At 53.1% G+C, this 21,350-nt stretch carries 24 protein-coding genes and 1 riboswitch; of the genes, 12 read left to right on the top strand and 12 right to left on the bottom strand.

Annotated features, from left to right (window positions below):
* Nucleotides 1-64: 64 nt before the first annotated feature.
* From ABS784_RS10695 to ABS784_RS10665, 7 genes are all read right to left on the bottom strand, one after another.
* Nucleotides 65-688 carry a PspA/IM30 family protein gene (locus ABS784_RS10695; protein WP_227016122.1) on the bottom strand — a complete coding sequence of 208 codons (624 nt, stop codon included), beginning with the start codon at nucleotides 686-688 and terminating at the stop codon, nucleotides 65-67.
* A 27-nt stretch (nucleotides 689-715) separates the two neighbouring features.
* Nucleotides 716-1,075: a lmo0954 family membrane protein gene (locus ABS784_RS10690; protein ID WP_011229934.1), complete on the bottom strand. Its 360-nt coding sequence runs from the start codon at nucleotides 1,073-1,075 to the stop codon at nucleotides 716-718.
* A gap of 290 nt (nucleotides 1,076-1,365) precedes the next feature.
* The gene (locus ABS784_RS10685; protein ID WP_352512494.1) at nucleotides 1,366-1,554 is read right to left on the bottom strand and encodes a hypothetical protein; all 189 of its coding nucleotides are present in this window, start codon (nucleotides 1,552-1,554) and stop codon (nucleotides 1,366-1,368) included.
* A 162-nt stretch (nucleotides 1,555-1,716) separates the two neighbouring features.
* Nucleotides 1,717-3,120, bottom strand: coding sequence for a 23S rRNA (uracil(1939)-C(5))-methyltransferase RlmD (rlmD, locus tag ABS784_RS10680; protein ID WP_020279474.1), 1,404 nt, complete (start codon nucleotides 3,118-3,120; stop codon nucleotides 1,717-1,719).
* Nucleotides 3,117-3,983 (bottom strand): DNA-3-methyladenine glycosylase family protein, encoded by an 867-nt coding sequence (locus ABS784_RS10675; RefSeq protein ID WP_014194896.1) that lies wholly within the window; start codon nucleotides 3,981-3,983, stop codon nucleotides 3,117-3,119. Before ABS784_RS10675 ends, rlmD begins: the two co-directional genes overlap by 4 nt.
* A gap of 178 nt (nucleotides 3,984-4,161) precedes the next feature.
* Nucleotides 4,162-4,953, bottom strand: a complete 792-nt coding sequence (gene pdaA, locus ABS784_RS10670; RefSeq protein WP_014194895.1) for a delta-lactam-biosynthetic de-N-acetylase — start codon at nucleotides 4,951-4,953, stop codon at nucleotides 4,162-4,164.
* 182 nt (nucleotides 4,954-5,135) lie between these two features.
* Entirely contained in the window at nucleotides 5,136-6,683 is a 1,548-nt protein-coding gene (locus ABS784_RS10665; RefSeq protein ID WP_021321832.1) for a fumarate hydratase, read from the bottom strand.
* A 229-nt stretch (nucleotides 6,684-6,912) separates the two neighbouring features.
* Here ABS784_RS10665 and yfkAB point away from each other — a divergent pair, with 229 nt between their 5' ends.
* Nucleotides 6,913-8,037: a radical SAM/CxCxxxxC motif protein YfkAB gene (gene yfkAB / locus ABS784_RS10660; protein ID WP_352512463.1), complete on the top strand. Its 1,125-nt coding sequence runs from the start codon at nucleotides 6,913-6,915 to the stop codon at nucleotides 8,035-8,037.
* 29 nt (nucleotides 8,038-8,066) lie between these two features.
* Here the strand turns inward: yfkAB and ABS784_RS10655 are convergent, their stop codons facing one another.
* Both ABS784_RS10655 and cax read right to left on the bottom strand, forming a co-directional pair.
* Nucleotides 8,067-8,855, bottom strand: a complete 789-nt coding sequence (locus ABS784_RS10655) for a YfkD famly protein (protein ID WP_011229928.1) — start codon at nucleotides 8,853-8,855, stop codon at nucleotides 8,067-8,069.
* A 152-nt stretch (nucleotides 8,856-9,007) separates the two neighbouring features.
* Nucleotides 9,008-10,060 (bottom strand): calcium/proton exchanger, encoded by a 1,053-nt coding sequence (gene cax, locus ABS784_RS10650; protein WP_011229927.1) that lies wholly within the window; start codon nucleotides 10,058-10,060, stop codon nucleotides 9,008-9,010.
* A gap of 146 nt (nucleotides 10,061-10,206) precedes the next feature.
* Between cax and ABS784_RS10645 the strand changes: the two genes are divergently transcribed.
* Nucleotides 10,207-11,340 carry an MFS transporter gene (locus ABS784_RS10645; protein ID WP_011229926.1) on the top strand — a complete coding sequence of 378 codons (1,134 nt, stop codon included), beginning with the start codon at nucleotides 10,207-10,209 and terminating at the stop codon, nucleotides 11,338-11,340.
* A gap of 124 nt (nucleotides 11,341-11,464) precedes the next feature.
* Complete coding sequence (locus ABS784_RS10640; protein ID WP_011229925.1) at nucleotides 11,465-11,611, top strand: BH0509 family protein; 147 nt, start codon at nucleotides 11,465-11,467, stop codon at nucleotides 11,609-11,611.
* A gap of 345 nt (nucleotides 11,612-11,956) precedes the next feature.
* Here ABS784_RS10640 and ABS784_RS10635 read toward each other — a convergent pair whose 3' ends face one another.
* Together ABS784_RS10635 and ABS784_RS10630 are read right to left on the bottom strand one after the other, a co-directional pair.
* Complete coding sequence (locus ABS784_RS10635) at nucleotides 11,957-12,790, bottom strand: YihY/virulence factor BrkB family protein (protein WP_011229924.1); 834 nt, start codon at nucleotides 12,788-12,790, stop codon at nucleotides 11,957-11,959.
* A gap of 51 nt (nucleotides 12,791-12,841) precedes the next feature.
* On the bottom strand, nucleotides 12,842-13,330 hold the full coding sequence (locus tag ABS784_RS10630; RefSeq protein ID WP_013146347.1) for a low molecular weight protein-tyrosine-phosphatase: 489 nt from the start codon (nucleotides 13,328-13,330) through the stop codon (nucleotides 12,842-12,844).
* 349 nt (nucleotides 13,331-13,679) lie between these two features.
* Between ABS784_RS10630 and ABS784_RS10625 the strand changes: the two genes are divergently transcribed.
* The 7 genes from ABS784_RS10625 (at nucleotide 13,680) to ABS784_RS10595 (ending at nucleotide 19,091) form a co-directional block, all read left to right on the top strand.
* Complete coding sequence (locus tag ABS784_RS10625; protein WP_011229922.1) at nucleotides 13,680-13,904, top strand: DUF1128 domain-containing protein; 225 nt, start codon at nucleotides 13,680-13,682, stop codon at nucleotides 13,902-13,904.
* 129 nt (nucleotides 13,905-14,033) lie between these two features.
* Nucleotides 14,034-14,138, top strand: a riboswitch (SAM riboswitch).
* Nucleotides 14,139-14,263: 125 nt separating this feature from the next.
* Nucleotides 14,264-14,971, top strand: a complete 708-nt coding sequence (locus ABS784_RS10620; RefSeq protein WP_069304005.1) for a phosphoadenylyl-sulfate reductase — start codon at nucleotides 14,264-14,266, stop codon at nucleotides 14,969-14,971.
* A gap of 273 nt (nucleotides 14,972-15,244) precedes the next feature.
* The gene (gene sat, locus ABS784_RS10615) at nucleotides 15,245-16,405 is read left to right on the top strand and encodes a sulfate adenylyltransferase (protein WP_011229919.1); all 1,161 of its coding nucleotides are present in this window, start codon (nucleotides 15,245-15,247) and stop codon (nucleotides 16,403-16,405) included.
* 12 nt (nucleotides 16,406-16,417) lie between these two features.
* The gene (gene cysC, locus ABS784_RS10610) at nucleotides 16,418-17,029 is read left to right on the top strand and encodes an adenylyl-sulfate kinase (protein WP_352512459.1); all 612 of its coding nucleotides are present in this window, start codon (nucleotides 16,418-16,420) and stop codon (nucleotides 17,027-17,029) included.
* A 156-nt stretch (nucleotides 17,030-17,185) separates the two neighbouring features.
* On the top strand, nucleotides 17,186-17,962 hold the full coding sequence (cobA, locus tag ABS784_RS10605; protein WP_352512457.1) for a uroporphyrinogen-III C-methyltransferase: 777 nt from the start codon (nucleotides 17,186-17,188) through the stop codon (nucleotides 17,960-17,962).
* A gap of 10 nt (nucleotides 17,963-17,972) precedes the next feature.
* Nucleotides 17,973-18,719 (top strand): sirohydrochlorin chelatase, encoded by a 747-nt coding sequence (locus ABS784_RS10600; protein ID WP_352512455.1) that lies wholly within the window; start codon nucleotides 17,973-17,975, stop codon nucleotides 18,717-18,719.
* A gap of 87 nt (nucleotides 18,720-18,806) precedes the next feature.
* The gene (locus tag ABS784_RS10595) at nucleotides 18,807-19,091 is read left to right on the top strand and encodes an acylphosphatase (protein ID WP_352512453.1); all 285 of its coding nucleotides are present in this window, start codon (nucleotides 18,807-18,809) and stop codon (nucleotides 19,089-19,091) included.
* A 171-nt stretch (nucleotides 19,092-19,262) separates the two neighbouring features.
* Here ABS784_RS10595 and ABS784_RS10590 read toward each other — a convergent pair whose 3' ends face one another.
* A complete protein-coding gene (locus ABS784_RS10590; RefSeq protein ID WP_352512451.1) occupies nucleotides 19,263-20,033 on the bottom strand; it encodes an arginase family protein in 771 nt (256 codons plus the stop codon).
* Between the two features lie 165 nt (nucleotides 20,034-20,198).
* Here ABS784_RS10590 and ABS784_RS10585 point away from each other — a divergent pair, with 165 nt between their 5' ends.
* Together ABS784_RS10585 and bshB2 are read left to right on the top strand one after the other, a co-directional pair.
* Nucleotides 20,199-20,546 carry a YojF family protein gene (locus ABS784_RS10585; RefSeq protein WP_011229912.1) on the top strand — a complete coding sequence of 116 codons (348 nt, stop codon included), beginning with the start codon at nucleotides 20,199-20,201 and terminating at the stop codon, nucleotides 20,544-20,546.
* A 13-nt stretch (nucleotides 20,547-20,559) separates the two neighbouring features.
* A complete protein-coding gene (gene bshB2 / locus ABS784_RS10580) occupies nucleotides 20,560-21,213 on the top strand; it encodes a bacillithiol biosynthesis deacetylase BshB2 (protein WP_011229911.1) in 654 nt (217 codons plus the stop codon).
* Nucleotides 21,214-21,350: the final 137 nt, after the last annotated feature.

Here is a 21,350-nt window from a genome sequence, read left to right as displayed (position 1 = left end):
GTGGGGAGCCCCCTGTTGTCCAAAATGAAAAAGGCGTAACCATGTACGCCTTTAGCATATCCGGTTATTTTCCTTCCTGCAACTGCTTTTCCAGCTGAGCGATGCGCGCATCGATCGTGCTTCGGTAATAATCGGAACGAACTTGCCGCTCAAGGCGGTCAAGGTAGACTTCCGCATCAGCAAACGCCGCCAACGCCGGGCCGGCGTCCCCGTTGACCACCCGATGGATGCGGTAGTGCGCCCGAGCCGCATTCTCCCGCCCCATCAGCTCCATGCGCCGCATTTGCATATCTTTCAGCTTATGCTTCATTTCTTCATATTTCGCTTCTAACTCAAACAGCTCACGGCTCGCTTGCTCGAGCAGCTGTTTTAAGCGGGCCGCCCGCTCCGCGTATTGCGCTTGTTCGCGCCGCGCAAATTCGGCCAGCTCCATTTCCCCGGCTTGCGCCGCCACCTCCGCCTGCTTGCTTCGTTTTTCCGCCATCTGTTCGGCTTCGCGATGTTCGCGGGCAAATTGCTCTTTCAGCACATATTGGCGCTCGAGCAGCTGCCGCACCCGCTCGACTTCCTGTTCACATTGGCGCAAATAGTGATTGAGAAGCGCGATCGGGTTTTTCTTTTCTTTTTCGTCAAGCCATTCATGGAGATCGGCTTCAATGATCGTTTTCAAGCGTGAGAACACACTCATCATCGATTCGCTCCTTTTCCATTGATTTCATGAATAATGCTTTTGCAGCTCCGCCCATTGTTTTTCAAAGTTGACAAACGGGTCGTCTGCTTCTGGAACGACGCGCTCGTCTTTCACTCCATTCCATTTTTTATACACGACATACAACACATACGCCGCGACAAGCGCGATGAGCGCTGGCACATTCGAAGCGCTGACAACTAACGCTGCACAGCCAATCAATGCCCACACGATTTTCCCGAACGTCGACGGGGCTTTCAAACATTTCTTGAACGCATAGTACAGCACCGCCAGCGTGATTGCCAACCCGACAAGCGGCCCAAGATGAAACAGCAGCACAAGCAACGCCACCGCGCCGGCAACGAACAGCCCGATCTTTTTTGCCATCCTTTCGCCTCCTTTCGTCTTCCATCGTACCGCAGACAACCCGAATCCCATCATGTTCCAAAGATATATTTTGTCTACGACTCGAGGCGTATTTTTGCTAAGATATAATGCCTCAGCTTCCCTTTTGCTGAATTCGAAGCGGCCAGCGTCTTATTTTTCCAAATAAAAAATCCCTTCTAACGGCGAGCCCTGTTAGAAGGAATTTCTTGTTGATGCAATAGGTGAGGCAAACGTTTCACTTGATGGCATGACCCTCCTCCACATCATGGCCGTGATTGAAAAATGCGCGCTCAGCCTTGCTCTGGTTTTCTATGAGAATGTGCGCTCCTTGAGTTGCCATTTTCATGATGGAGGGAGAGCAAAAATTGCTCATGGACATCTGTATGTTCAAACAAAATAAAGGAAGTTCCGAATTTCTTAATGTTTTCTACCATGCCGGCATGATCAGGATGGAAGTGTGTCACGAACAGATATTTTATTGCCTCTGGCTTAATTCATTTTTCTCTCATTTCGATCTTTTTTCCTTGCTTTTCCAAGGGTTCCCCCACTTTTTCTCCCTCTCTTCTTTCTCCCAAAAAGGAGTGGAAGAACCCGATTTCATTTTCCATTGACACTCCACACGGCTGAAGACGTGTGGAGTGTCAAAATTGCAGCGTTAATTTCGCCACCGCTTCCACATGCGCCGTGTGCGGAAACATGTCCACCGGTTGGATGTAGTCGACGCGGTATTGTGCGGCCAAGGCATCGAGATCGCGGGCGAGGCTGGACGGGTTGCATGAGACGTAGACGACCGTTTTCGGGCGGACGTGGAGAATCGTTTCAAGCAACGCCCGGTCGCAGCCGACGCGGGGCGGGTCGACGATGATGACGTCCGGCTTCCAGCCTTCGTTCACCCATTTTGGCAGCCAATATTCGGCTTTGCCGACGACATAGTGCGTGTTGGTGAACCCATGCTTTTTGGCGTTGTTTTGCGCGTCTTCGATCGCTTCCGGAATCGTGTCCATGCCGCGCACTTCTTTGGCATCGCGAGCAAGCCACAAACCGATCGTGCCGACGCCGCAGTAAGCGTCAACGATCCGCTCCGTTCCGGTGAGGGCGGCCGCTTTTTTCACTTCGTCGTACAATTTCACCGTCTGCAACGGGTTGAGCTGGAAAAAGGCGCGCGCCGACAGTTCAAACGACAAATCGCCGAGCGTTTCTTGAATGTATTCGTCGCCGGCGAGCACTTCTGTCTCGTCGCCGAAAATAAGCGACGTTTTTTCGCCGTTGATGTTTTGCACGATCGATTTCACTTCTGGAAGACGGCGGCGGATTTCCTCGATCAACAGCTCTTTGCGCGGAATGTCTTTTGTCGCTGTCACAAGCACAAGCTGGATGTCGCCGGTATGAAAGCCGACGCGGGCGACGATCGTCCGCACGACGCCCATTCTTGTCCGCTCGTTGTAAATCGGGATGTGCAAGTCTTGCAAAATCGTTTTCACGATGTTCGTGACGCGCGTCGTTTGCGGATGCTGGACGCGGCATTCCGATAAATCGATGAGCCGGTGGGAGTTGAGGCCGTACAGGCCGGCGAGCACCTTCCCTTCCTTCATTCCAACTTGAAACTGGCTTTTGTTTCGGTAATGCCACGGGTTGTCCATGCCGATCGTCGGGCGGATGTCAAGCTTGTCGACATCGAGGCGCCGGGCATGGCGGCGGAGCGCCTGGATGACAATGTCGCGCTTCGCCTCGAGCTGCGCCTCGTACGCCAAGTGCTGCAACTGGCAGCCGCCGCACTGGTCATAGAGCGGACAGGGCGGCTTGATGCGGTTTGGCGAGCGCTTGCGGATGCGCTTGATTTTCGCCTCGGCGTAGGTTGGGTGGATGTCCGTCGCCTCAACGATGACTTCTTCACCCGGCAAGGCGCCGGGGACGAAGACGACTTGTTTTTGGAAATAACCGACCCCTTCGCCGTTAATGCCGATCCGTTGAATCGTCACGGGAAATTGCTCGCCTTTTTTGATTTTGATGTTCATTTGTTGCTTTGCCATATCGGTCCCTCTCATTCAATGCTTCGCCATAAATAAAGCGCCGCATAGCTGGCGTACGGCTTCCATCGTTCGCCAAGCGCCGCCATCTCTTTTGTGGTCGGCCGCTTCGGAAGCCCGAACCATTTTTCGACCGCCCGCTGCAAACCGATATCCGCCGGCGGGAAGACGTTTGGGCGGCCGAGGCCGAAGAGGAGGAAATTTTGCACGGTCCACGGACCGATGCCGCGCACGGCGGTCAGCCTCTCCATCACCTCGCCGTCTTCCATCTGCTCGAGTTCATCAAGCCGCAGCTTCCCCTCGGCAATGAGGCGCGACACATTGACGATATATTCGGCTTTCCGCCCGCTCAGCTGCAAGGCGCGCAAGTCCTCGTACGAGCGGGCCGCGATCTCTTCTGGGCGCGGGTAAAACCAAACGCCGTCCCGCTCCTCGCCGAACGTTTTCACAAACCGCTCTGTGAGCCGATAGCCGACTTTGAGATGAAGCTGTTGGTGGATCAAACATTTGACGAGGCAAAAATACAAATCAAAATCAAGCACCAACGGCAGCCCCTCATAACGGGCAAACAGCGGCGCCAGCTCGGTCGCCTGAAAGTAGCCGTGCACCGAGGCAAGGGGCGTCCGCCATTGAAACAGATGAGAAATCCGTTCGATGATCTCCTGTTGCCGCTCGGGATGCGGCCCCGACACGATAAAGCGCGGGGCGTCTTTCGCGCCGATGCTTTCCACCACGACAGGCACCTTTACGTCATCGAGATGAAGCGGCACGGTGACGCGCTGCCGCTCTAGATCAACCGCCAGCAGCGGATCGAGCGCCAATCGCTCCAACGCATGCGCAAAATCGTACGGCGCGGGCACGGTAATCGTTTGCTTCCACATCGTTCTCACCTTTCTCATTTGTCCGTGCCCCTATTATAACGAAAAACGCCCCGTCGAACCAACTTGTTGGCAGGACGAGGCAGCGGCATATGGTTCGGTTGACAGAACGAGGCGGGTTTTCGAATGGTCCAACACACAACGTTTCGTACCACTTTTGCGCTCAAGTGATGAAAGCGGCTTATGGGCGAAACAGCCGCGGATGGAGGCCCATCTTTTTCACCATCAACTCATCTAAGCTGGCAAACGTATACCCTTGTTTGCGCAAGTCGTCGATCACCTTCGGCAGCGCTTCGGCATTGTCTTTTGATACGGAGTGCAAAAGCAAAATCGCCCCCGGATGGATTTGTTTCATGATTTGGTCGTAAGCATATTGCCAGCCGCGCTGGCGGTCAGTTTGCCAGTCGACGAACGCCAGCGACCAAAAGACGTGATAATAGCCAAGGTCGCGGGCGAGAGATAACGTCCGTTCGCTGAAAATGCCGCGCGGCGGGCGAAGGTACGCCATCCCTTTTTGCCCGGTCAATTCCTCGGTCTTTTCTTTTACTTTTTCCAGCTCTTCACGGAACCGCTCTTCGCTTGCCGCCGTCAAATCGGGATGGTGCCATGAATGGTTGCCGATGATATGCCCTTCCGCCGCCATCCGTTTGACTAAATCGGGCGCTGTTTGCAAATAATGACCAGTGACAAAAAAGGCGGCTGGCACATGTTTTTCCTTTAACACGTCCAAAATTTGCGCCGTATAGCCGTTTTCATACCCGTTGTCAAATGTTAAATAGATCGTTTTTTCGCTCGTGTCGCCTAAATAAAAGGCGTCATATTTGGCGAGCAGTTCATCGAGCTCTTTTCCCGCCGATGGGGGCTCGTGGTTTTCGCTTCTCTTAAATCCCCAATGGATCGGCGCATTGCTTATGGCAAAAGCAGGGGCGGGAAAAAGCGAGAGCGCTAAAACGAGAGAAATGAGCCATCTCATGCCTAGTTCCTCCTTGGCCGCCATCTTTTCCTCTTTCTTATTGTTTTCACCCCTGACCGCTTTACGCGCGCCATTTTTTGCAAAAAAAGGCCCCAAAAGCAAGCGCTTTGGGGACAGAGAAGAAAACGGGATCAGCTTGTTTGAATACCAATAGCCATGTGCTTGAAATTCAGCTCTCCTTCTTACTTGAACACCGGCTCTTTGAACTGAGCCAGCTTTTCAAGCGACGATTTTTCCACATCTTCATGCAAGCTGTTGCCGTGCGAATCCATCGTGACAACAGCAGTGAAGTTTTCGACGCGCAAATGCCACATCGCTTCGGGGATGCCAAACTCCAGCAAATCAACGCCTTCCACGGATTTGATGCAATCGGCGTAATATTGCGCCGCGCCGCCGATGGCGTTCAAATACACGCCGCCGTGTTCTTTTAACGCTTGCAGCGTCTTCGCGCCCATGCCGCCTTTGCCGATGACAGCGCGGACACCGAATTTTTTCATGATGTCGCCTTGGTACGGCTCTTCACGGATGCTTGTCGTCGGGCCGGCAGCTTTGGCGTGCCAGCGGCCTTCTTCATCTTTTAACATGACCGGGCCGCAATGATAAATGATTTGCCCGTTCAAGTCGACCGGCGCGTCATGGTCCATCAAATATTTATGAATGGCATCGCGGCCGGTGTAAATGACGCCGCTGATGCGGACGACGTCGCCGACGCGAAGCTGGCGCACTTGTTCTTCCGACAGCGGCGGAACAAGGTCGATGACGCGTGTGTCGCCTTGTTCAAGCGCCGCGGCTGCTTCCGCTTTTTCCAACTCTTTTGCAAAATCGACGTCTTCGCCGTCTTGGTACAGCCATTCGATGATCTCACCGGTCGCCGGGTCGATTTTCACGCCCATGCGCCGAAACGCCCAGCAGTTGTAGGCGACCGAAACGAAGAAGCTCGCCGGGATGCGGTGCATAACGCCGATTTTACAGCCAAGCAGCGTCGATTCGCCGCCAAAGCCCATCGTGCCGATGCCAAGTTTGTTGGCGTTTTCCATAATGTATTCTTCGAGTTGGCGCAATTCTTCAATCGGATTGACATCATCGACCGGACGGAACAGCTGCTCTTTCGCCAACTCATAGCCCGATGAGCGGTCGCCGCCGATGCCGACGCCGATAAAGCCGGCGCTGCATCCTTGCCCTTGCGCTTGGTACACCGCATGCAAAATGCATTTGCGGATGCCGTCAAGGTCGCGGCCGGCGCGGCCGAGCCCCTCGAGTTCACACGGAAGGCTGTATTGAATGTTTTTGTTTTCACAACCGCCGCCTTTTAAAATAAGGCGAACGTCAATGTAATCGTTTTCCCATTGTTCAAATTTGATGACCGGCACGCCTTCCCCTAAGTTGTCGCCGCTGTTTTTGCCGGTGAGCGAGTCGACCGAGTTCGGACGCAGCTTGCCGTTTTTCGTCGCTTCGACAATGGCGGCGCGGATCGCTTTTTTCATTTCGATTTGATTCACGCCGACCGGCACTTTGATTTTAAACGTCGGCAAGCCGGTGTCCTGACAGATCGGCGACACGTTTTCGTCCGCCATTTGAATGTTCTCGACGATCGTATCGAGCGCCATGGCCGCCCGCGTGCCGGCGTTTTCGCGCGCTTTCGCCCGAGCGATCGCTCGACGGACATCCTTTGGCAGCTTCGTAGATGTTTCCACAATCAAGTCATACATGCTTTGCTGGAATTTTTCCATGCTGATTCCACGCCCTTTCCTTTTGGATCGCCCTATTGGCAGTTGTCTCATCTTCTTCTATTATACTGCTTTTTCTCGGTTATGGAAAAAATCTTTCTTTTCTGTCTCATCAGTCCCCCGCCCGCCTCATAGGAATGGGATAGAGGATCAGCGGCCAAAACGATTGACAAGCGGAGTGACTGTTGCCGATAATGAACGTTGGGACTTTGAATGGAAAGAGGAGAAGACCATGCGCTCATCCACCATGCCAGCCATTACACCGGCGTATGACCCTTGGGAAGCGTACCTCGATATTGAAGAATATGGAAAACTACAACTGACGAATATTGAGTTTACCACAACGACGCTTTGCAATATGCGCTGTGAGCATTGTGCTGTTGGCTATACGTTGACAATGAAAGATCCCGAGGCGCTGCCGCTTGATATGTTGCTCCGCCGGCTCGAGGAAATTCCGCATTTGCGGTCATTAAGCATCACCGGCGGCGAGCCGATGCTGTCATTAAAATCCGTCGAACAATACGTCGTTCCCCTTCTCCGCTACGCGCACGAGCGCGGGGTGCGGACGCAGCTTAATTCGAACTTGACGTTGGATTTGTCTCGCTATGAACCAGTCATTCCGTATTTGGATGTGCTCCATATCTCGCACAACTGGGGGACGATCGACGACTTTGTCGAAGGTGGTTTTGCCATGATGGAGCGGAAGCCGACGCGCGCCCAACGCGAGAAATACTTCCAGCGCATGCTTGACAATGCAAAAGCGCTGGCAAATGCCGGCGTGATGGTATCGGCGGAAACGATGTTAAACAAACGAACCGTCCGCCACTTGGAAACGATCCACCGCCAAGTTGTCGAGGCAATGGGCTGCCGGCGCCATGAAATCCATCCGATGTATCCGAGCGATTTTGCCAGCGCTTTGGAGACGTTGAGCTTGGACGAATTGCGCGAAGCGATTCACCATTTGCTTGACATTCGCGACGAAAACGTCTGGATGCTGTTTGGCACGCTGCCGTTTTACCCGTGCAGCGACAACGAAGAAGATGTGCGCCTATTGAAGCGGCTGTATGAAAGCAAAAACGTCACCGTGCGCAACGATCCAGACGGACGTTCACGGCTCAATGTCAATATTTTCACCGGCGATGTCATCGTCACCGATTTCGGTGATGAACCGCCGCTTGGCAACATCATTCACGATTCGCTGCCAGACGTGTATGACAAATGGCGGCGCTCAAAGCTTGCTAGGGAGCTTCTTTGCCACTGCCCGTCGGCACGCTGCCTCGGACCGAACGTCCTTGTGAAGCAGACGTATTACCGCGGCGTCGATTTTACGAAGCGGTCCGCGCGCATTGGCCGATAAAAAACGTCAAGGAGCTTTTCCTTGACGTTTTATCTTGGCTGTTCACTCACCACATATGACATGTACAGGCGATCCTGCACCGGAATCCACGCCCCAACCCCTCTTGTCGTCACGTTTTTGACGACAATTTTCTTTTTGTTTCCTTTGAGCACGACGTACACTTCCCCGTATGTTACTTTCCCTTTTTCATTCACCGCCGGAGCGTACGCGTACAAATAACCTATTTTTTTCGCCGGTACGTTGTACGGTTGGTCTTTTTTCGTGCCAAGGCCGACAACCGTGCTGAAAGAGAGCGGCAAGTTCGTCTTTTCCATCGCTTTGTTTAACATCATCCGCTTAACCGCGTCTTCATTCGGCACTTTCACCGTCAACCCGCCGCGGACGTATTTTTGCATTTCTTGTTTATAGTACAACTTTTGCGCCGTATCGCCGCCGCGGTTATCAAGGAAATTCGTGTTGACCTTTTGATATTCCCAGTTCGTCGACGTTTCGATCGACTGGTAATTGAGCGGCCATTGGCCTAAATAAATCGTCGCTCGATAGCCAACGGCCCATGGCGTGTCGGTCGCCGAAGATTCATTAAAGAGATGGATCAATTCGGGATTCTCAATTTTCACATTCGCCGATCTTAACAGCTGTTTTGTAAACGAGCTCGGTTCCAAATGCGGCAAATCTTGCGTCGGGTTCGGATACGTATTTTCTTTCGATATATCAATCACCGCACCGGGCGCCGGTTTGCCGGCAGCCGCCAGCGCCGAAAACGCCGCCGCATAAAGAAGAAGCACGCTCACGAACAGCGAAACAGCCCACTTTTTCATCGTCTTCACTCCTTTCTTCCCACGTTATTCACTGTTAGTTTCTTTCAAAATGCGCCGTTTATCCGCGGCGGTGAAAATTTTCCCCGTTTGGCGCCCCACTTCCCGCACCCGCCAAAAAAACACCCGGACGGCGAATACCCGGATGCAGTCACTTACAGCAAGTAAAAACCGATGCCCATGATCGTATAGGCAGCGAGCAATGTTGCTCCTTCAAACCAGTTCGTATCACCATCATTTGACAGCACGATCATCAAAAGGACGGAAGCAGCCATCGCCACCAGCTCAGGAAGTGAAAAGACAAGCGGCATTTTTTCCGGAAACAAAAGCGAAACGAGCACAAGCACCGGCGCAACGAACATGGCGATTTGCAATGTCGAGCCGACGGCAATTTCCACCGCGACATTCATTTTGTTTTTGTACGCCATAATCACCGCGGAAGCGTGCTCCGCCGCATTGCCGACGATGGCCACGATGATGATCCCGATAAACAGCTCGCTCCAGCCGAATGACTCGGCGACCGTTTCAAACGTATGAACGAGCCGTTCCGATAAATAGGCGACCGCAACCGTCGCCAGCGCCAAAATGGCGGTCGCTTTCCCTTTGCCCCATTCGGGCTCTTCATGTTCTTCCACTTCTTCTGATTTATGCTGATATACGCCGCGATGGGTGACAAGCCGGAAATAAAGGGCAGCGGCGTAAAGCAAGATCATGATGATCGAAATGCCAACGCTCAACGCGACTTGTTCGCTGTGATTCATATGCATGGTAAACACTTCCGGAATGACAAAAGCGATGAAGATAGCAAAAGTCAGCAGCCCGGCATTATGACGAGCATCATAAATGTTGAATTCTTGCCGCTTATATTTTAGTCCGCCGACAAAAAACGATAGCCCAGCCACCAAAAGCAAGTTCCCGAGCACCGAACCGGTTAAGGAAGCGAGCACGACGTCAACGAGTCCAGCCTGCAAGGCAAAAATGGAAATGATCAGCTCGACCGCGTTGCCAAACGTCGCGTTCAACAGCCCGCCAATGCGCGGTCCGGCGACGATCGCCAAGCTTTCCGTCGCTCGCCCCATATAGCTGGCGAGCGCAATGATCGTCAAACAGTACAGCACAAACATCAAGACAGTCGGCCAATGAAGAAACCCGCCGATGACCGACACCGGCACGCCGATCCATGTCATCCAAGCAAACACCTTGTTCATTTCTCTTCCACCTTTCCTCTTGATTGTTTTCGTTGCATTGACCGCCGTTTCTATGTACGATGGATAAGGGCATTCATTCGCCCTAGGAAACATCCGGCCTCGCTTGTTTGATTGGCCTGCGATTTCAACTGAAATGGGGATGCACGATGCGTTTTGCCATCTTAACCGGGATTGTCGCCGTCTCTGGTCTATCGCAAGGGATGTTGCTGCCGCTTTTGGCGATGCTTCTTGATGAAAACGGCGTCTCTTCGTCCGTTAACGGGGCGCACGCCGCCGCCCTGTATATCGGTGTCTTGACCATTTCGCCATTTTTGGAACGGCCGCTGAGACGCTATGGCTATCGGCTCCTCATTCTCCTTGGTGGTTTCATTGTAATATGTTCGCTTATTCTTTTTCCACTTTTTCCTTCTCTTTTCTTTTGGCTTGTTCTTCGCTTTGCCATCGGCATCGGCGATCATATGCTTCATTTTGCGACACAAACGTGGATTACGGACTTTTCGCTGCCGACTGAACGCGGACGGCGATTGTCGCTGTATGGGTGGGCGTTCGGCCTCGGCTTCACCATCGGCCCGCTGTTGGCTTCACTCGCTTCGGTCGAGAAGGCGCTTCCGTTTTATTTAGCTGCTCTCCTTAGTTTCGCCGGTTGGATCGGCGTCTTTTGGCTGCCGAACGAAAAACCAAAGCCGCTTGAACGTTCTTCGTCGGCGGCCGGTCGGTTTATTGGCGCTTGGAAACAGGCATGGCCAGCGCTTTTGTTGCCGTTTGCCTACGGTTTTTTAGAAGCGGCTGTCCATTCCATCTTCCCGCTGTACGCCTTGCGTGAGCGGATGAGCGCTGAGCAGATCGCCTTCATCTTGCCATGCTTCTCGCTTGGGGGCATCATCTTTCAGCTTCCGCTCGGAGCGCTCAGCGACCGGTTCGGGCGGCGCGAGATCATCACCGGTGCACTCTTGGCCGGCGCCGGTTGTTTTTTGATTGCCCTCACTGTCGGTGCGTCCACGGTTGGGTTGGCTGCTTGTTTGTTCACCGCTGGCATGTTTACCGGCTCGCTCTTCTCGCTCGGCATCGCCTATATGACCGACCTGTTGCCGAAAGAGCTGCTTCCCGCCGGCAATTTGTTGTGCGGGATGCTATACAGTCTCGGCAGCATGACGGGCCCGCCGCTTGCCGGCAGCGTGGTTGATCTCTCTGCTCGCGCCTTTTTCCTTGCGGTCAGCGCTGTCCTCCTCGTTCCGGCCATTTGCCTCGTCAGCCGCCGGGAACAGGAAACAGCGGCTTGACCGTTTTTTGTTTTTTATTTTTTATTTTTTTCAAAAAAATCGTTGACCATTTTGTTCCCTCTGTTATATAATAAAACCAAGATATCAAGTTTCTGTTTTAAAACAGTATAAAGGAGTGGCGATCATGAGCAGAACGGAACGGAAAAATATGATCGAGTTTATCGAAAAAGTGCGGGGATTGTCGCGCGAGGAACTCGCCTATATGACCGATGCAGAAATTGAATACATTTATGAGCGCTATTACCACCATCACGAAGAAATCGTTGAATAAAGCGGCGGCGGCTCGATGCGCCTGTGTTTGCATGAAAGGAAAGGTGCCCTCCAAAAAGGGAAGGGCACCTTTTTTTGATTTCCATCTATACACATAAAACGACCGCCGGGGCACAATATTACAATATGTTGTGCTATGTTGAACGAAGAACCACCTTTTGAGGCAGCTTCTTTCAATGATAGCCGTTTTGGCCGTTGGCACTGCCACTCGTCTTATGCTTTGGTCTGTTTTTTCCTTTTTGCTTCGTGCCCCCGTCTTTTTTCGTATGTTTCGTCATCTTGATCCCCCCTATGCCAAGATCCCCTGCATTGTTACGATATCCCGCCTCGGCACCGTTTATGCACGCTAACGCTGCCGTCTTTTCCCTTCGCGCTCACAGTCAAACATGGCGTTGAGTTCCCCGCCCAAGACAAGAATCATGCCGGACAAATAAAACCAAACCATCAACACGATCATCCCGCCAAGGCTGCCATACATCGCCGTGTAATCGGCAAAGTTGTTGACATAATACGCGAACGCCAGCGACGCCGCAATCCAGCCGGCGGTGGCAAACAGCGCGCCGCGCACGACGTTGACGCAGCGAAGCTGTTTGTTCGGCGCGAAATAATAAAGGGCAGTAAAGACAGCAAACAATAACAGCGAACTCGTCACCCAACGAAACGCGTTCCAAACCTCCAAAAACTGTTGCGACAACCCGAGAGCAGAGAACAAAAACAGCCCGATTATCCGCCCGAAGACCGGAAGCACGAGGGCAACGATGATGACAACGATCATGCCGAGCGTCAACACAATCGACAGCCCGCGTACGATCCAAAACGGCCGGTCTTCTTGCACATCATAAGCGCGGTTGAATGCCCTCATAATGGCACTCATGCCATTAGACGCTGACCAAATAGCTGCGATGATGCTAAACGACAACAATCCCCCATTTTGCTCATTCATGAGACGATAAACGTTCGTCTCGATGAGGTGAAGCGCCTCTTTCGGGGCGTATTGCCGCACGAGCGCAAGCACATCTTCATGCGGAATCGGCAAATACGCCAACAGCGTCATTAAAAACAACAAAAACGGAAAGAGCGACAGAAGAAAGTAATACGCCAATTCCGCCGACAAACGCGGGATTTCATCTTCCGTAAAACGGCGGGCCAACTCACGGATGAACGCCAAATTTACGACCATCGGCTGCCCTCCTTCCCCGTTTTTCCCTAGACGGGTGCGCCGCCCTCAAAGTCATTTTGTTTCCTCCACACCAAGTCGATGGTCGCGGATGATCCTCTCAAGCAAATGCTCGCACCCTGAGCGGACGAGGCGATACACTTCGGCAAAATTCCCGGTATAATACGGATCAGGCACATCGTCTTTTTCCCGGTCGGGAACAAAGTCAAGCAACCGGGCGAGCACCGCTTTCGAACGGGAGCCAGCCAATCGGCGCAAATCGTTCAAGTTGGCTGCGTCCATGGCGATGATGTAATCAAATTCTTCCAAGTCACGATGATTCACTTGCCGGGCGCGGATGCCGGAGTAGTCGATCTTATTTTCAGTCAAAACCCTTCTTGTCCCCACATGCGGCGGCTCACCGACATGCCAGCTGCCTGTTCCCGCCGAATCAACGGCAATCAGACCGTCAAGCCCCCGCTCTTTCACCAAATGACGGAAGACCGCTTCCGCCATCGGCGAGCGACAAATGTTTCCAAGACAAACAAACAGCACTTTAATCATCCAAACAGCCACCCCTCTCTCTATGTCCACGGTGCTTTCCACCGTTAGTTTTCCTTCATTTCTTTTCATCTAGCCCTTTTTGTCCCTAGAAGGACGGGGATGTAACGAAAAAACAACTCCAGCGGGGGAGCGTGTGCGAATGGGCCAACAACTTTTGTGCGCGTTCACGACAACCATTTTGAAGAAAACGAGGTGTTTCACCAACCTTTTAGACTGGCACTATGCATGTGCACCTACATTTTACCACATCATCCGTTTTTCATCAGAAAAGCAAGCCAGGCAATCTCTCCCCATTCTTCCTGCACCTATGGTACAATACATAGTAACTTGCCATGAAAGGAGTAAACGAATGGATTTATCAAAACGGTCGGCGGAAAACGTCGCCTACATGATCGAACAGTTGAAGCAAAAGTTGAAAGTGCTGAACTTGGATGCCATCAAGCCGTCCCATTTTTCCGAGGAATGGTACGATGAGTTGAGAGACATTTACGAGATGGTGATGAAACGCGAGACGTTCAGCCCAAGCGAAATGCAGGCGATTGTCGAAGAGCTCGGAAGCCTGCGCAAAAAATAACGCTCCCATCTGCTGCTAGGCAGGCAATGCAGCTGTTTCGTATAAAAACAATTCCTATCGAAAAACTATGATTGACATTATCGTCAATTGTGCTAAAATTTTAATCAATTAAATGACATGCGTTGCATACGTTGCTCGGGAGTGAGGGAGGAATTGGCTCAATGAACTCCGTCAACCTGCCGCCTATAGCAAAGTGCCAATTCCAGCTAAAGAAGATCTTTAGTAAAATAAGGGGCACCCTTTCTCCCGCTCTTTCTGATTCATGCAAGGAAGGATTTTCGCCGCCGAATTGCCGTTTGGCCGCTATATATCCGACTAATTACGTGGATTTTCTTTGATTTTGTGAGGAGGAGAAACCGATGCTCACGTATGATCAGTGGGAAAAGGCGGAAAAACCGTCTTTTCCGTCCGATAATGAAACAAAAGGGGCGCTTGACGTCCTTGCTTGGGCGTATCGCGAATACGGCGATGAGATCGTATACGCGTGCAGCTTCGGCATCGAGGGGATTGTGCTGATTGATCTCATCTCCCAAGTCAAACCGGACGCCGAAATCGTCTTTTTGGATACCGGCCTGCATTTTCCAGAGACGTACGATACGATCGCGAAAGTGAAAGAAAAATATCCGTCGCTTCGCATCGTGATGAAGCAGCCGCGCTTGACGTTGGAAGAACAGAAGGCGCAGTTTGGCGACGAGTTATGGAAACGCGACCCGAACAAATGCTGTGAGCTGCGCAAAGTCATTCCGCTGCGCGAGGTGCTGACCGGGGTGACGGCGTGGATTTCCGGCTTGCGCCGCGAGCAATCGCCGACGCGGCGGCATGTCGAGTACATTAACAAAGACGACAAGTTCCGTTCTATTAAAGTCTGTCCGCTCATTCACTGGACGTGGAAAGACGTATGGAATTACGTGTACAAACGCCATCTCCCGTACAATGTGCTCCACGACCGCGGCTACCCGAGCATCGGTTGCGCCCCGTGCACCACTCCGGCTACAGATCCGAACGACTTGCGCTCCGGGCGCTGGGCCGGCCAAGGAAAGACGGAATGCGGTCTCCATCTCGCTTAAGGAGAGAAAAACGATATGCTCCTTGCCATTGCTTTGATCGCATCCTTTTTCTTCGCCATGAACATCGAGGCGAGCGGCGCGGCGGCCTCGATAGGCGTCGCTGATGAATCGGACGCCATTCCGAATCGTCAAGCTGCTGTTTGACAGCGACGTCTATACGGTCATCGCCATCTTGAGCGTCTGCTTGGCGTCATTAGCCTGAAAAAAGAACGCTTGCCTCATGAACATGGCAGCGGCATTTCACAACATCTATCAATCTAGGAGGTTATGAACATGAGCGTAAGCATCCCGCATGGCGGCACATTGATCAATCGTTGGAATCCGGACTATCCGCTTGATGAGGCGACCAAAACGATCGAGCTCTCCAAAGCCGAACTGAGCGACTTGGAGCTGATCGGAACGGGCGCCTACAGCCCTCTCACTGGTTTTTTAACGAAAACGGATTACGACGCGGTTGTTGAAACAATGCGTCTGTCTGACGGCACCGTCTGGAGCATTCCGATCACGCTCGCGGTAACAGAAGAAAAAGCGAAAGAGCTCGCCGTCGGCGATAAGGCGAAACTCGTTTATCGTGGCGACGTCTACGGCGTCATTGAGATCGCTGACATTTACCGCCCAGACAAAACGAAAGAAGCGAAGCTCGTTTATAAAACGGATGAACTTGCTCACCCAGGCGTGCGCAAACTGTTTGAAAAACCGGATGTGTATGTCGGCGGGGAGATTACGCTTGTCAAACGGACCGACAAAGGCCAATTCGCCTCGTTTTATTTTGATCCAGCAGAAACGCGGAAAAAGTTTGCTGAGTTTGGCTGGAACACCGTTGTCGGCTTCCAAACGCGCAATCCGGTTCACCGCGCCCATGAATACATTCAAAAATGCGCGCTCGAGATCGTTGATGGCTTGTTTTTAAACCCACTCGTCGGCGAAACGAAAGCGGACGATATTCCGGCTGACATCCGGATGGAAAGCTATCAAGTGCTGCTGGAAAACTATTACCCGAAAGACCGCGTTTTCCTCGGCGTCTTCCAAGCTGCGATGCGCTATGCCGGTCCGCGTGAAGCCATTTTCCACGCGATGGTGCGCAAAAATTTCGGCTGCACGCACTTCATCGTCGGCCGCGACCACGCTGGTGTCGGCAATTATTACGGTACGTATGATGCGCAAAAAATCTTCTTGAACTTTACGGCTGAAGAGCTTGGCATTACGCCGCTCTTTTTCGAACATAGCTTTTACTGCACGAAATGCGAAGGGATGGCATCGACAAAAACGTGTCCGCATGACGCGAAATACCATGTCGTCCTTTCCGGCACGAAAGTTCGTGAAATGCTGCGCAACGGCCAAGTGCCGCCGAGCACGTTCAGCCGCCCGGAAGTGGCAGCCGTCTTGATCAAAGGGCTGCAAGAACGCGAAACGGTCGCCCCGTCAGCGCGCTAAAGGAGGATCGCGATGAGCACGAACATCGTTTGGCATCACACATCGGTCACAAAAGAAGATCGTCGCAAGCGCAACGGCCATCATAGCGCCATCCTTTGGTTCACCGGGCTGTCCGGCTCCGGCAAATCGACGGTGGCCAACGCTGTCTCCAGACGACTGTTTGAGCTCGGCATTCAGAATTATGTCTTAGACGGCGACAACATCCGGCACGGGCTCAATAAAGATCTCGGCTTTTCCGCCGCCGACCGGACGGAAAACATCCGCCGCATCGGCGAAGTGGCAAAGCTGTTTGTCGACAGCGGCCAGTTTGTGCTGACGGCGTTCATCTCGCCGTTTGCCGAAGACCGGGCGCTCGTCCGCCGCTTAGTCGAAGAAGACGAGTTTATCGAAATTTACGTCAACTGCCCGCTTGAAGAATGCGAAAAGCGCGATCCGAAAGGGCTGTATCAAAAAGCTCGCCGCGGGGAAATCCGTGAATTTACGGGCATCGACTCGCCGTACGAAGCGCCGGAAGCACCGGAGCTGACGATCGAAACACACCGTTATTCGGTTGACGAATGTGCCGAGCAAGTGCTCGCCTACCTGCGCGGGCGCGGCTTCATCCCGGCAACCGAGACAAACTGATCGTCCTGTGCTGCTCGACTTGAAAAAGAGCAGAAGATGATTTGACAATGTCGTTTTCATACCAAGGCAGGCCATTTACAATAAAAGCAACCGAGCGTCCATGCCGCTGTCGGGCGGTTGGTTGGCTGAACCATGCAAGAAAGGGCTGAAACAATGATGGGCAAAGTATACCTTGTCGGCGCCGGCCCCGGCGACCCGGAACTCATTACCGTCAAAGGATTAAAATGCATCCAGCAGGCGGATGTCATTTTGTACGACCGTCTCATCAATGAAGAGTTGCTTTCATATGCCAAGCCGGACGCCGAACTCATCTTTTGCGGCAAGCTGCCCGGCTACCATGCGATGCAGCAAGAGACGATCAACCATGCGCTCGTCTGGCATGCCAAAAAAGGAAAAACGGTCGTCCGCTTAAAGGGCGGCGATCCGTTCGTGTTCGGGCGCGGCGGCGAAGAGGCCGAGGCGCTGGCCAAACATGGGATCGAATTTGAGATCGTTCCCGGCATCACCTCCGCCATCGCGGCGGCGGCTTATGCCGGCATCCCTGTCACCCATCGCGAGTTCAGCTCAAGCGTCGCCTTTGTCACCGGGCATCGGCGCGACGGAAGCCGTGACGAGATCAAATGGGAAAGCCTCGCCAAAGGCATTGATACGATCGCCATTTACATGGGGATTCATAACTTGCCGTACATTTGCGGCCAACTGATGAAATACGGCAAAGCGCCGGAGACGCCGGCGGCGGTCATCGAGTGGGGAACGACAACAGCTCAGCGCACCGTCACCGGCACGCTCGCAACAATCGCTGCCGCCGCTGCTAAAGAAAACATTCAAAATCCAAGCATGGTCATCATCGGGGACGTCGTCCGGCTGCGCGCCAACATTCAATGGTTTGAGCAGTTGCTCGCGTCATCCGCGGCCGCCGGCGCAACATCGTGAGGCGATGGTGATGGAAGCCATTTTATACGTCAGCCACGGCAGCCGCATCGACGCCGCGCTCCATGAAGCAGCTCGCTTCGTCGAACAGTGCCGAGGGGCCATCGATATTCCGATTCAAGAGCTATGTTTTGTCGAACTCGCGGAACCAGACATTGCGACCGGTGTTGACCGCTGCGTCGCCCAAGGGGCGACACGCGTCATCGTCGTTCCGCTTCTCCTTCTTTCTGCAGGGCATGCCAAACACGATATTCCAGCAGCATTGGACATCGCGAGACGGCGCCACCCTTCCGTCGACATCCTCTGCGGCGCTCCATTCGGCGTCCATGAAGCGATGATCGACATCGTTATCGATCGCATCCGCGAACAATCCGCGCCGCTTGACGGCAAATCAATGATTCTTCTTGTCGGCCGCGGCAGCAGCGATCCAGACACGAAGCGCGACATTTCCGCCATTGCTGCACGTTTAAAAGAAAAAACGAACGTGCCGCACGTGGACGTTTGCTTTCTCACCGCCATCCACCCGAAGCTCGACGAAGGGCTTGAGCGGGCGAGCGCATCAGCGTATCGGCGCGTGTTCGTCGTCCCATACTTATTGTTTACTGGCGTCTTAATGAAAACGATCGAACGGAAGTTGCAGGGGCTCTCTGTTTCCGACAAGCAGTGGCATTTATGCTCTTACCTAGGCTGTCATCCGCGGCTCGTGACGCTCATTCAACAACAAGTATCATTGCTGTCATCCGTAAAAAAAGGAGCTTGATTGTTCAAGCTCCTTTTTTCGTGTACTTTCCGCTTTGTCTATTATATGATGAAAGCAGAATGACCGTAACAAAGGGGGCTTCGCCATATGAAACGGGTTCATGTCATCGTTGAAGGACGCGTGCAAGGCGTCGGGTTTCGCTATTTCGTCCAGCACGAAGCGCTGAAGCGACGGCTGACCGGCTGGGTGAAAAACAATGACGACGGGACGGTGGAAATGGAAGTCCAAGGGAATGAAAGCGCTCTCCAACTTTTTCTGGACACAATCGAAGCCGGAACGATGTTTGCCAAAGTCGCCCGCATGCATATCGAGCCGTGCAATGTCCGCCCTGATGAAAAACAATTTCGCATTATATACGGAAGCGGCTTGTGACAACTAGGCTCATCCCTCGGGCAGCGGCCTTTCCAGCTTTTTCGCCCATCGGGAAACAAAAGCGCCGGCCGCCCGCAAAAGCCCGAGGAACAGCAGCCTTCCCTTTTTCTAACTGTCAGGCCACAGCGGCGCTGCCTTTTGCCGCTCCATTCCTTCGCTTCCGACACGGCCTCATGACGCCGGCCGCAAATGCGGCGCCGTATAGTGAAAACATGTCTCCAAAATGGCCATGTTTGCCTGCTCATTTTTTCGCCGCGCTTCGCGACAAAACGGATCGAACACGTCGACAGCAGATGGCGGGTACTCGCCGCATATGTCCACGCCGAGCACTTTTTTATGGAATAAGAGCAACCGCAGGCAAGCAAGCAGCCGGAAAAGCGGCATTGTTCCTTGATCCCAGTTTGTCACCGCGTCTTCGCGGCGAAGCGCGTCTTTATCGATGCTGATATAGATGCTTCCGGTCGGGATGGCCTCGATGAGCGCTTTTGGCCATTCATCATGATCATCAAATGGAAGAACAGTCATGTTCGGAGATAAACGGAGTTGATGCGAAGAAGCAGTTGGGCCAACGATAACGACTTTTTGCAACCGCGGATGCTTAAGTGCATAGGAGACCCATGAGCCGCACGAAATGACATCATCCCCTCCTTCAGCATCCGTATGGCGGTCAAAAAGCACAAGCGTAAACGGTTCGTTGATTTCTTTAAGCAATAAATACGTGACATAATGATAGTTGCCGCTGCCGATCAGCACCGCCCCGCGCTTTCGCCGCCGCTCAAGCCGCCGCTCAATTTCAGCAAGCGCCGCTTCGCTGCAATACAAATTCGTCTCCGGCACGTCGGCAAGATCGACCCATTCGTGCGGAAACTGAAACAGCCGCTTTTGCGGTCGGTACACGCCGTCAAAATTCAGTATCGTGACACCATTGCCTTGAACCCCCATCGATCATCACCCTTCTTTCGTTGAATCAGCATTCAACGCTTTGTAGGTGCGGATGAGTCCAAGATGTGTCTCTTTTTTTATTATACAATAGGAGTCGAAATATTTCCGCTCACACGCCTCGGTCATGTACAATAATAGAAAAACAAACAGCAAGGAGGGAGCCGCTTGCAACCGATCGACACGGCCGCTGTACAAGAGGCGCTGAATCGTTTTGCCAATCGCGACGTATATATTCATTTGGAAACGACGAACGGAGCATACGCCTCCCATCATAACGAAGGTTTTTATTCCGTCGGCGCCTACATCCGCAATGCCTGCATCCGCTTCACCCGCGGCAAGATCACCGGCCCCGGGCCATATCGCGTCGGACTGAAGCTTGATCTTGGCTGGGTGTACGCCGAAGGGCTGACCCATTGGGAATGGACAGAAAAAGGACAGTTGCTGCTAGCAGGCCATGATGATCAAGGGAAATTGGCCGTGGCTCTCGAACTGAGCAACGAACCGTTTGTGTAAGGAGGGAGTTCCGTTGAACGAACGACATGTGCTCGTTGTTTTTCCCCACCCGGACGATGAAGCGTTCGGTGTGTCGGGAACGATTGCCGAGCATGCGCAAAACGGCACGCCGGTGACGTACGCTTGCTTGACGCTCGGAGAAATGGGGCGCAATATGGGCGTGCCTCCGTTTGCCAACCGCGAAACGCTTCCACACATCCGCAAGCAAGAACTGGAGGAAGCATGCCGCATTCTTGGCATTCATGATTTGCGCCTGCTCGGCTATCGCGACAAGACGGTCGAGTTTGAGGATGAAGAAGAGCTGGCTGACCAGATCGCCGCCATCGTGGCAGAAACGAATCCATCGCTTGTCATTACGTTTTACCCCGGCTACAGCGTCCACCCCGACCATGATGCGTGTGGAGCCGCTGTCATCCGCGCCTTAAAGCGCTGGCCGAAAGAAGAACGGCCAACCGTCCATTGCGTTGCGTTTGCGAAAAACTGCGAACAAGACCTTGGCCAGCCGGATGTCGTGCGCGATGTCAGCTCGGTGATCGATACGAAGCTGGCCGCCATTCGCGCCCACCGTTCGCAAACCGAAGGACTGATGCAAGCGGCATCCAAACGCGGCGATGCACTTGCTTGGCTCAAAACAGAACGGTTTTGGACGTATCGGTGGGATGACTAAACGTATACAGGCGCCGGCCGCACCTCCAAGCTGGCTGAACCGGCACGGCCGGCCCGCCGCCGAAAAAAGGAAGCCCGCCTTTCACGTGAGGCTTGGGCGCCTTTTTCGTTGGCATAGGCAGTGAAGAAAACACCAGC

The organism is Geobacillus sp. G4 (assembly GCF_040327975.1).
In the GTDB taxonomy this organism is placed as follows: domain Bacteria; phylum Bacillota; class Bacilli; order Bacillales; family Anoxybacillaceae; genus Geobacillus; species Geobacillus thermoleovorans.
Note: the sequence above shows the minus strand (reverse complement) of the source record. Positions and strands in the feature narration are given on the sequence as shown.

Coding starts and splice junctions, on each gene's coding strand:
- ABS784_RS10640 (WP_011229925.1), top strand. CDS start 11,465: ATGAGCAGAACGGAACGGAAAAATATGATCGAGTTTATCGAAAAAGTG.
- rlmD (WP_020279474.1), bottom strand. CDS start 3,120: ATGAGAGGGACCGATATGGCAAAGCAACAAATGAACATCAAAATCAAA.
- ABS784_RS10675 (WP_014194896.1), bottom strand. CDS start 3,983: ATGTGGAAGCAAACGATTACCGTGCCCGCGCCGTACGATTTTGCGCAT.
- ABS784_RS10625 (WP_011229922.1), top strand. CDS start 13,680: ATGGATTTATCAAAACGGTCGGCGGAAAACGTCGCCTACATGATCGAA.
- ABS784_RS10630 (WP_013146347.1), bottom strand. CDS start 13,330: ATGATTAAAGTGCTGTTTGTTTGTCTTGGAAACATTTGTCGCTCGCCG.
- cax (WP_011229927.1), bottom strand. CDS start 10,060: ATGAACAAGGTGTTTGCTTGGATGACATGGATCGGCGTGCCGGTGTCG.
- cysC (WP_352512459.1), top strand. CDS start 16,418: ATGAGCACGAACATCGTTTGGCATCACACATCGGTCACAAAAGAAGAT.
- ABS784_RS10620 (WP_069304005.1), top strand. CDS start 14,264: ATGCTCACGTATGATCAGTGGGAAAAGGCGGAAAAACCGTCTTTTCCG.
- sat (WP_011229919.1), top strand. CDS start 15,245: ATGAGCGTAAGCATCCCGCATGGCGGCACATTGATCAATCGTTGGAAT.
- yfkAB (WP_352512463.1), top strand. CDS start 6,913: ATGCGCTCATCCACCATGCCAGCCATTACACCGGCGTATGACCCTTGG.
- ABS784_RS10645 (WP_011229926.1), top strand. CDS start 10,207: ATGCGTTTTGCCATCTTAACCGGGATTGTCGCCGTCTCTGGTCTATCG.
- ABS784_RS10590 (WP_352512451.1), bottom strand. CDS start 20,033: ATGGGGGTTCAAGGCAATGGTGTCACGATACTGAATTTTGACGGCGTG.
- ABS784_RS10595 (WP_352512453.1), top strand. CDS start 18,807: ATGAAACGGGTTCATGTCATCGTTGAAGGACGCGTGCAAGGCGTCGGG.
- ABS784_RS10600 (WP_352512455.1), top strand. CDS start 17,973: ATGGAAGCCATTTTATACGTCAGCCACGGCAGCCGCATCGACGCCGCG.
- cobA (WP_352512457.1), top strand. CDS start 17,186: ATGGGCAAAGTATACCTTGTCGGCGCCGGCCCCGGCGACCCGGAACTC.
- ABS784_RS10690 (WP_011229934.1), bottom strand. CDS start 1,075: ATGGCAAAAAAGATCGGGCTGTTCGTTGCCGGCGCGGTGGCGTTGCTT.
- ABS784_RS10635 (WP_011229924.1), bottom strand. CDS start 12,790: ATGGTCGTAAATTTGGCGTTCATCCGTGAGTTGGCCCGCCGTTTTACG.
- ABS784_RS10665 (WP_021321832.1), bottom strand. CDS start 6,683: ATGGAAAAATTCCAGCAAAGCATGTATGACTTGATTGTGGAAACATCT.
- ABS784_RS10695 (WP_227016122.1), bottom strand. CDS start 688: ATGAGTGTGTTCTCACGCTTGAAAACGATCATTGAAGCCGATCTCCAT.
- pdaA (WP_014194895.1), bottom strand. CDS start 4,953: ATGAGATGGCTCATTTCTCTCGTTTTAGCGCTCTCGCTTTTTCCCGCC.
- ABS784_RS10655 (WP_011229928.1), bottom strand. CDS start 8,855: ATGAAAAAGTGGGCTGTTTCGCTGTTCGTGAGCGTGCTTCTTCTTTAT.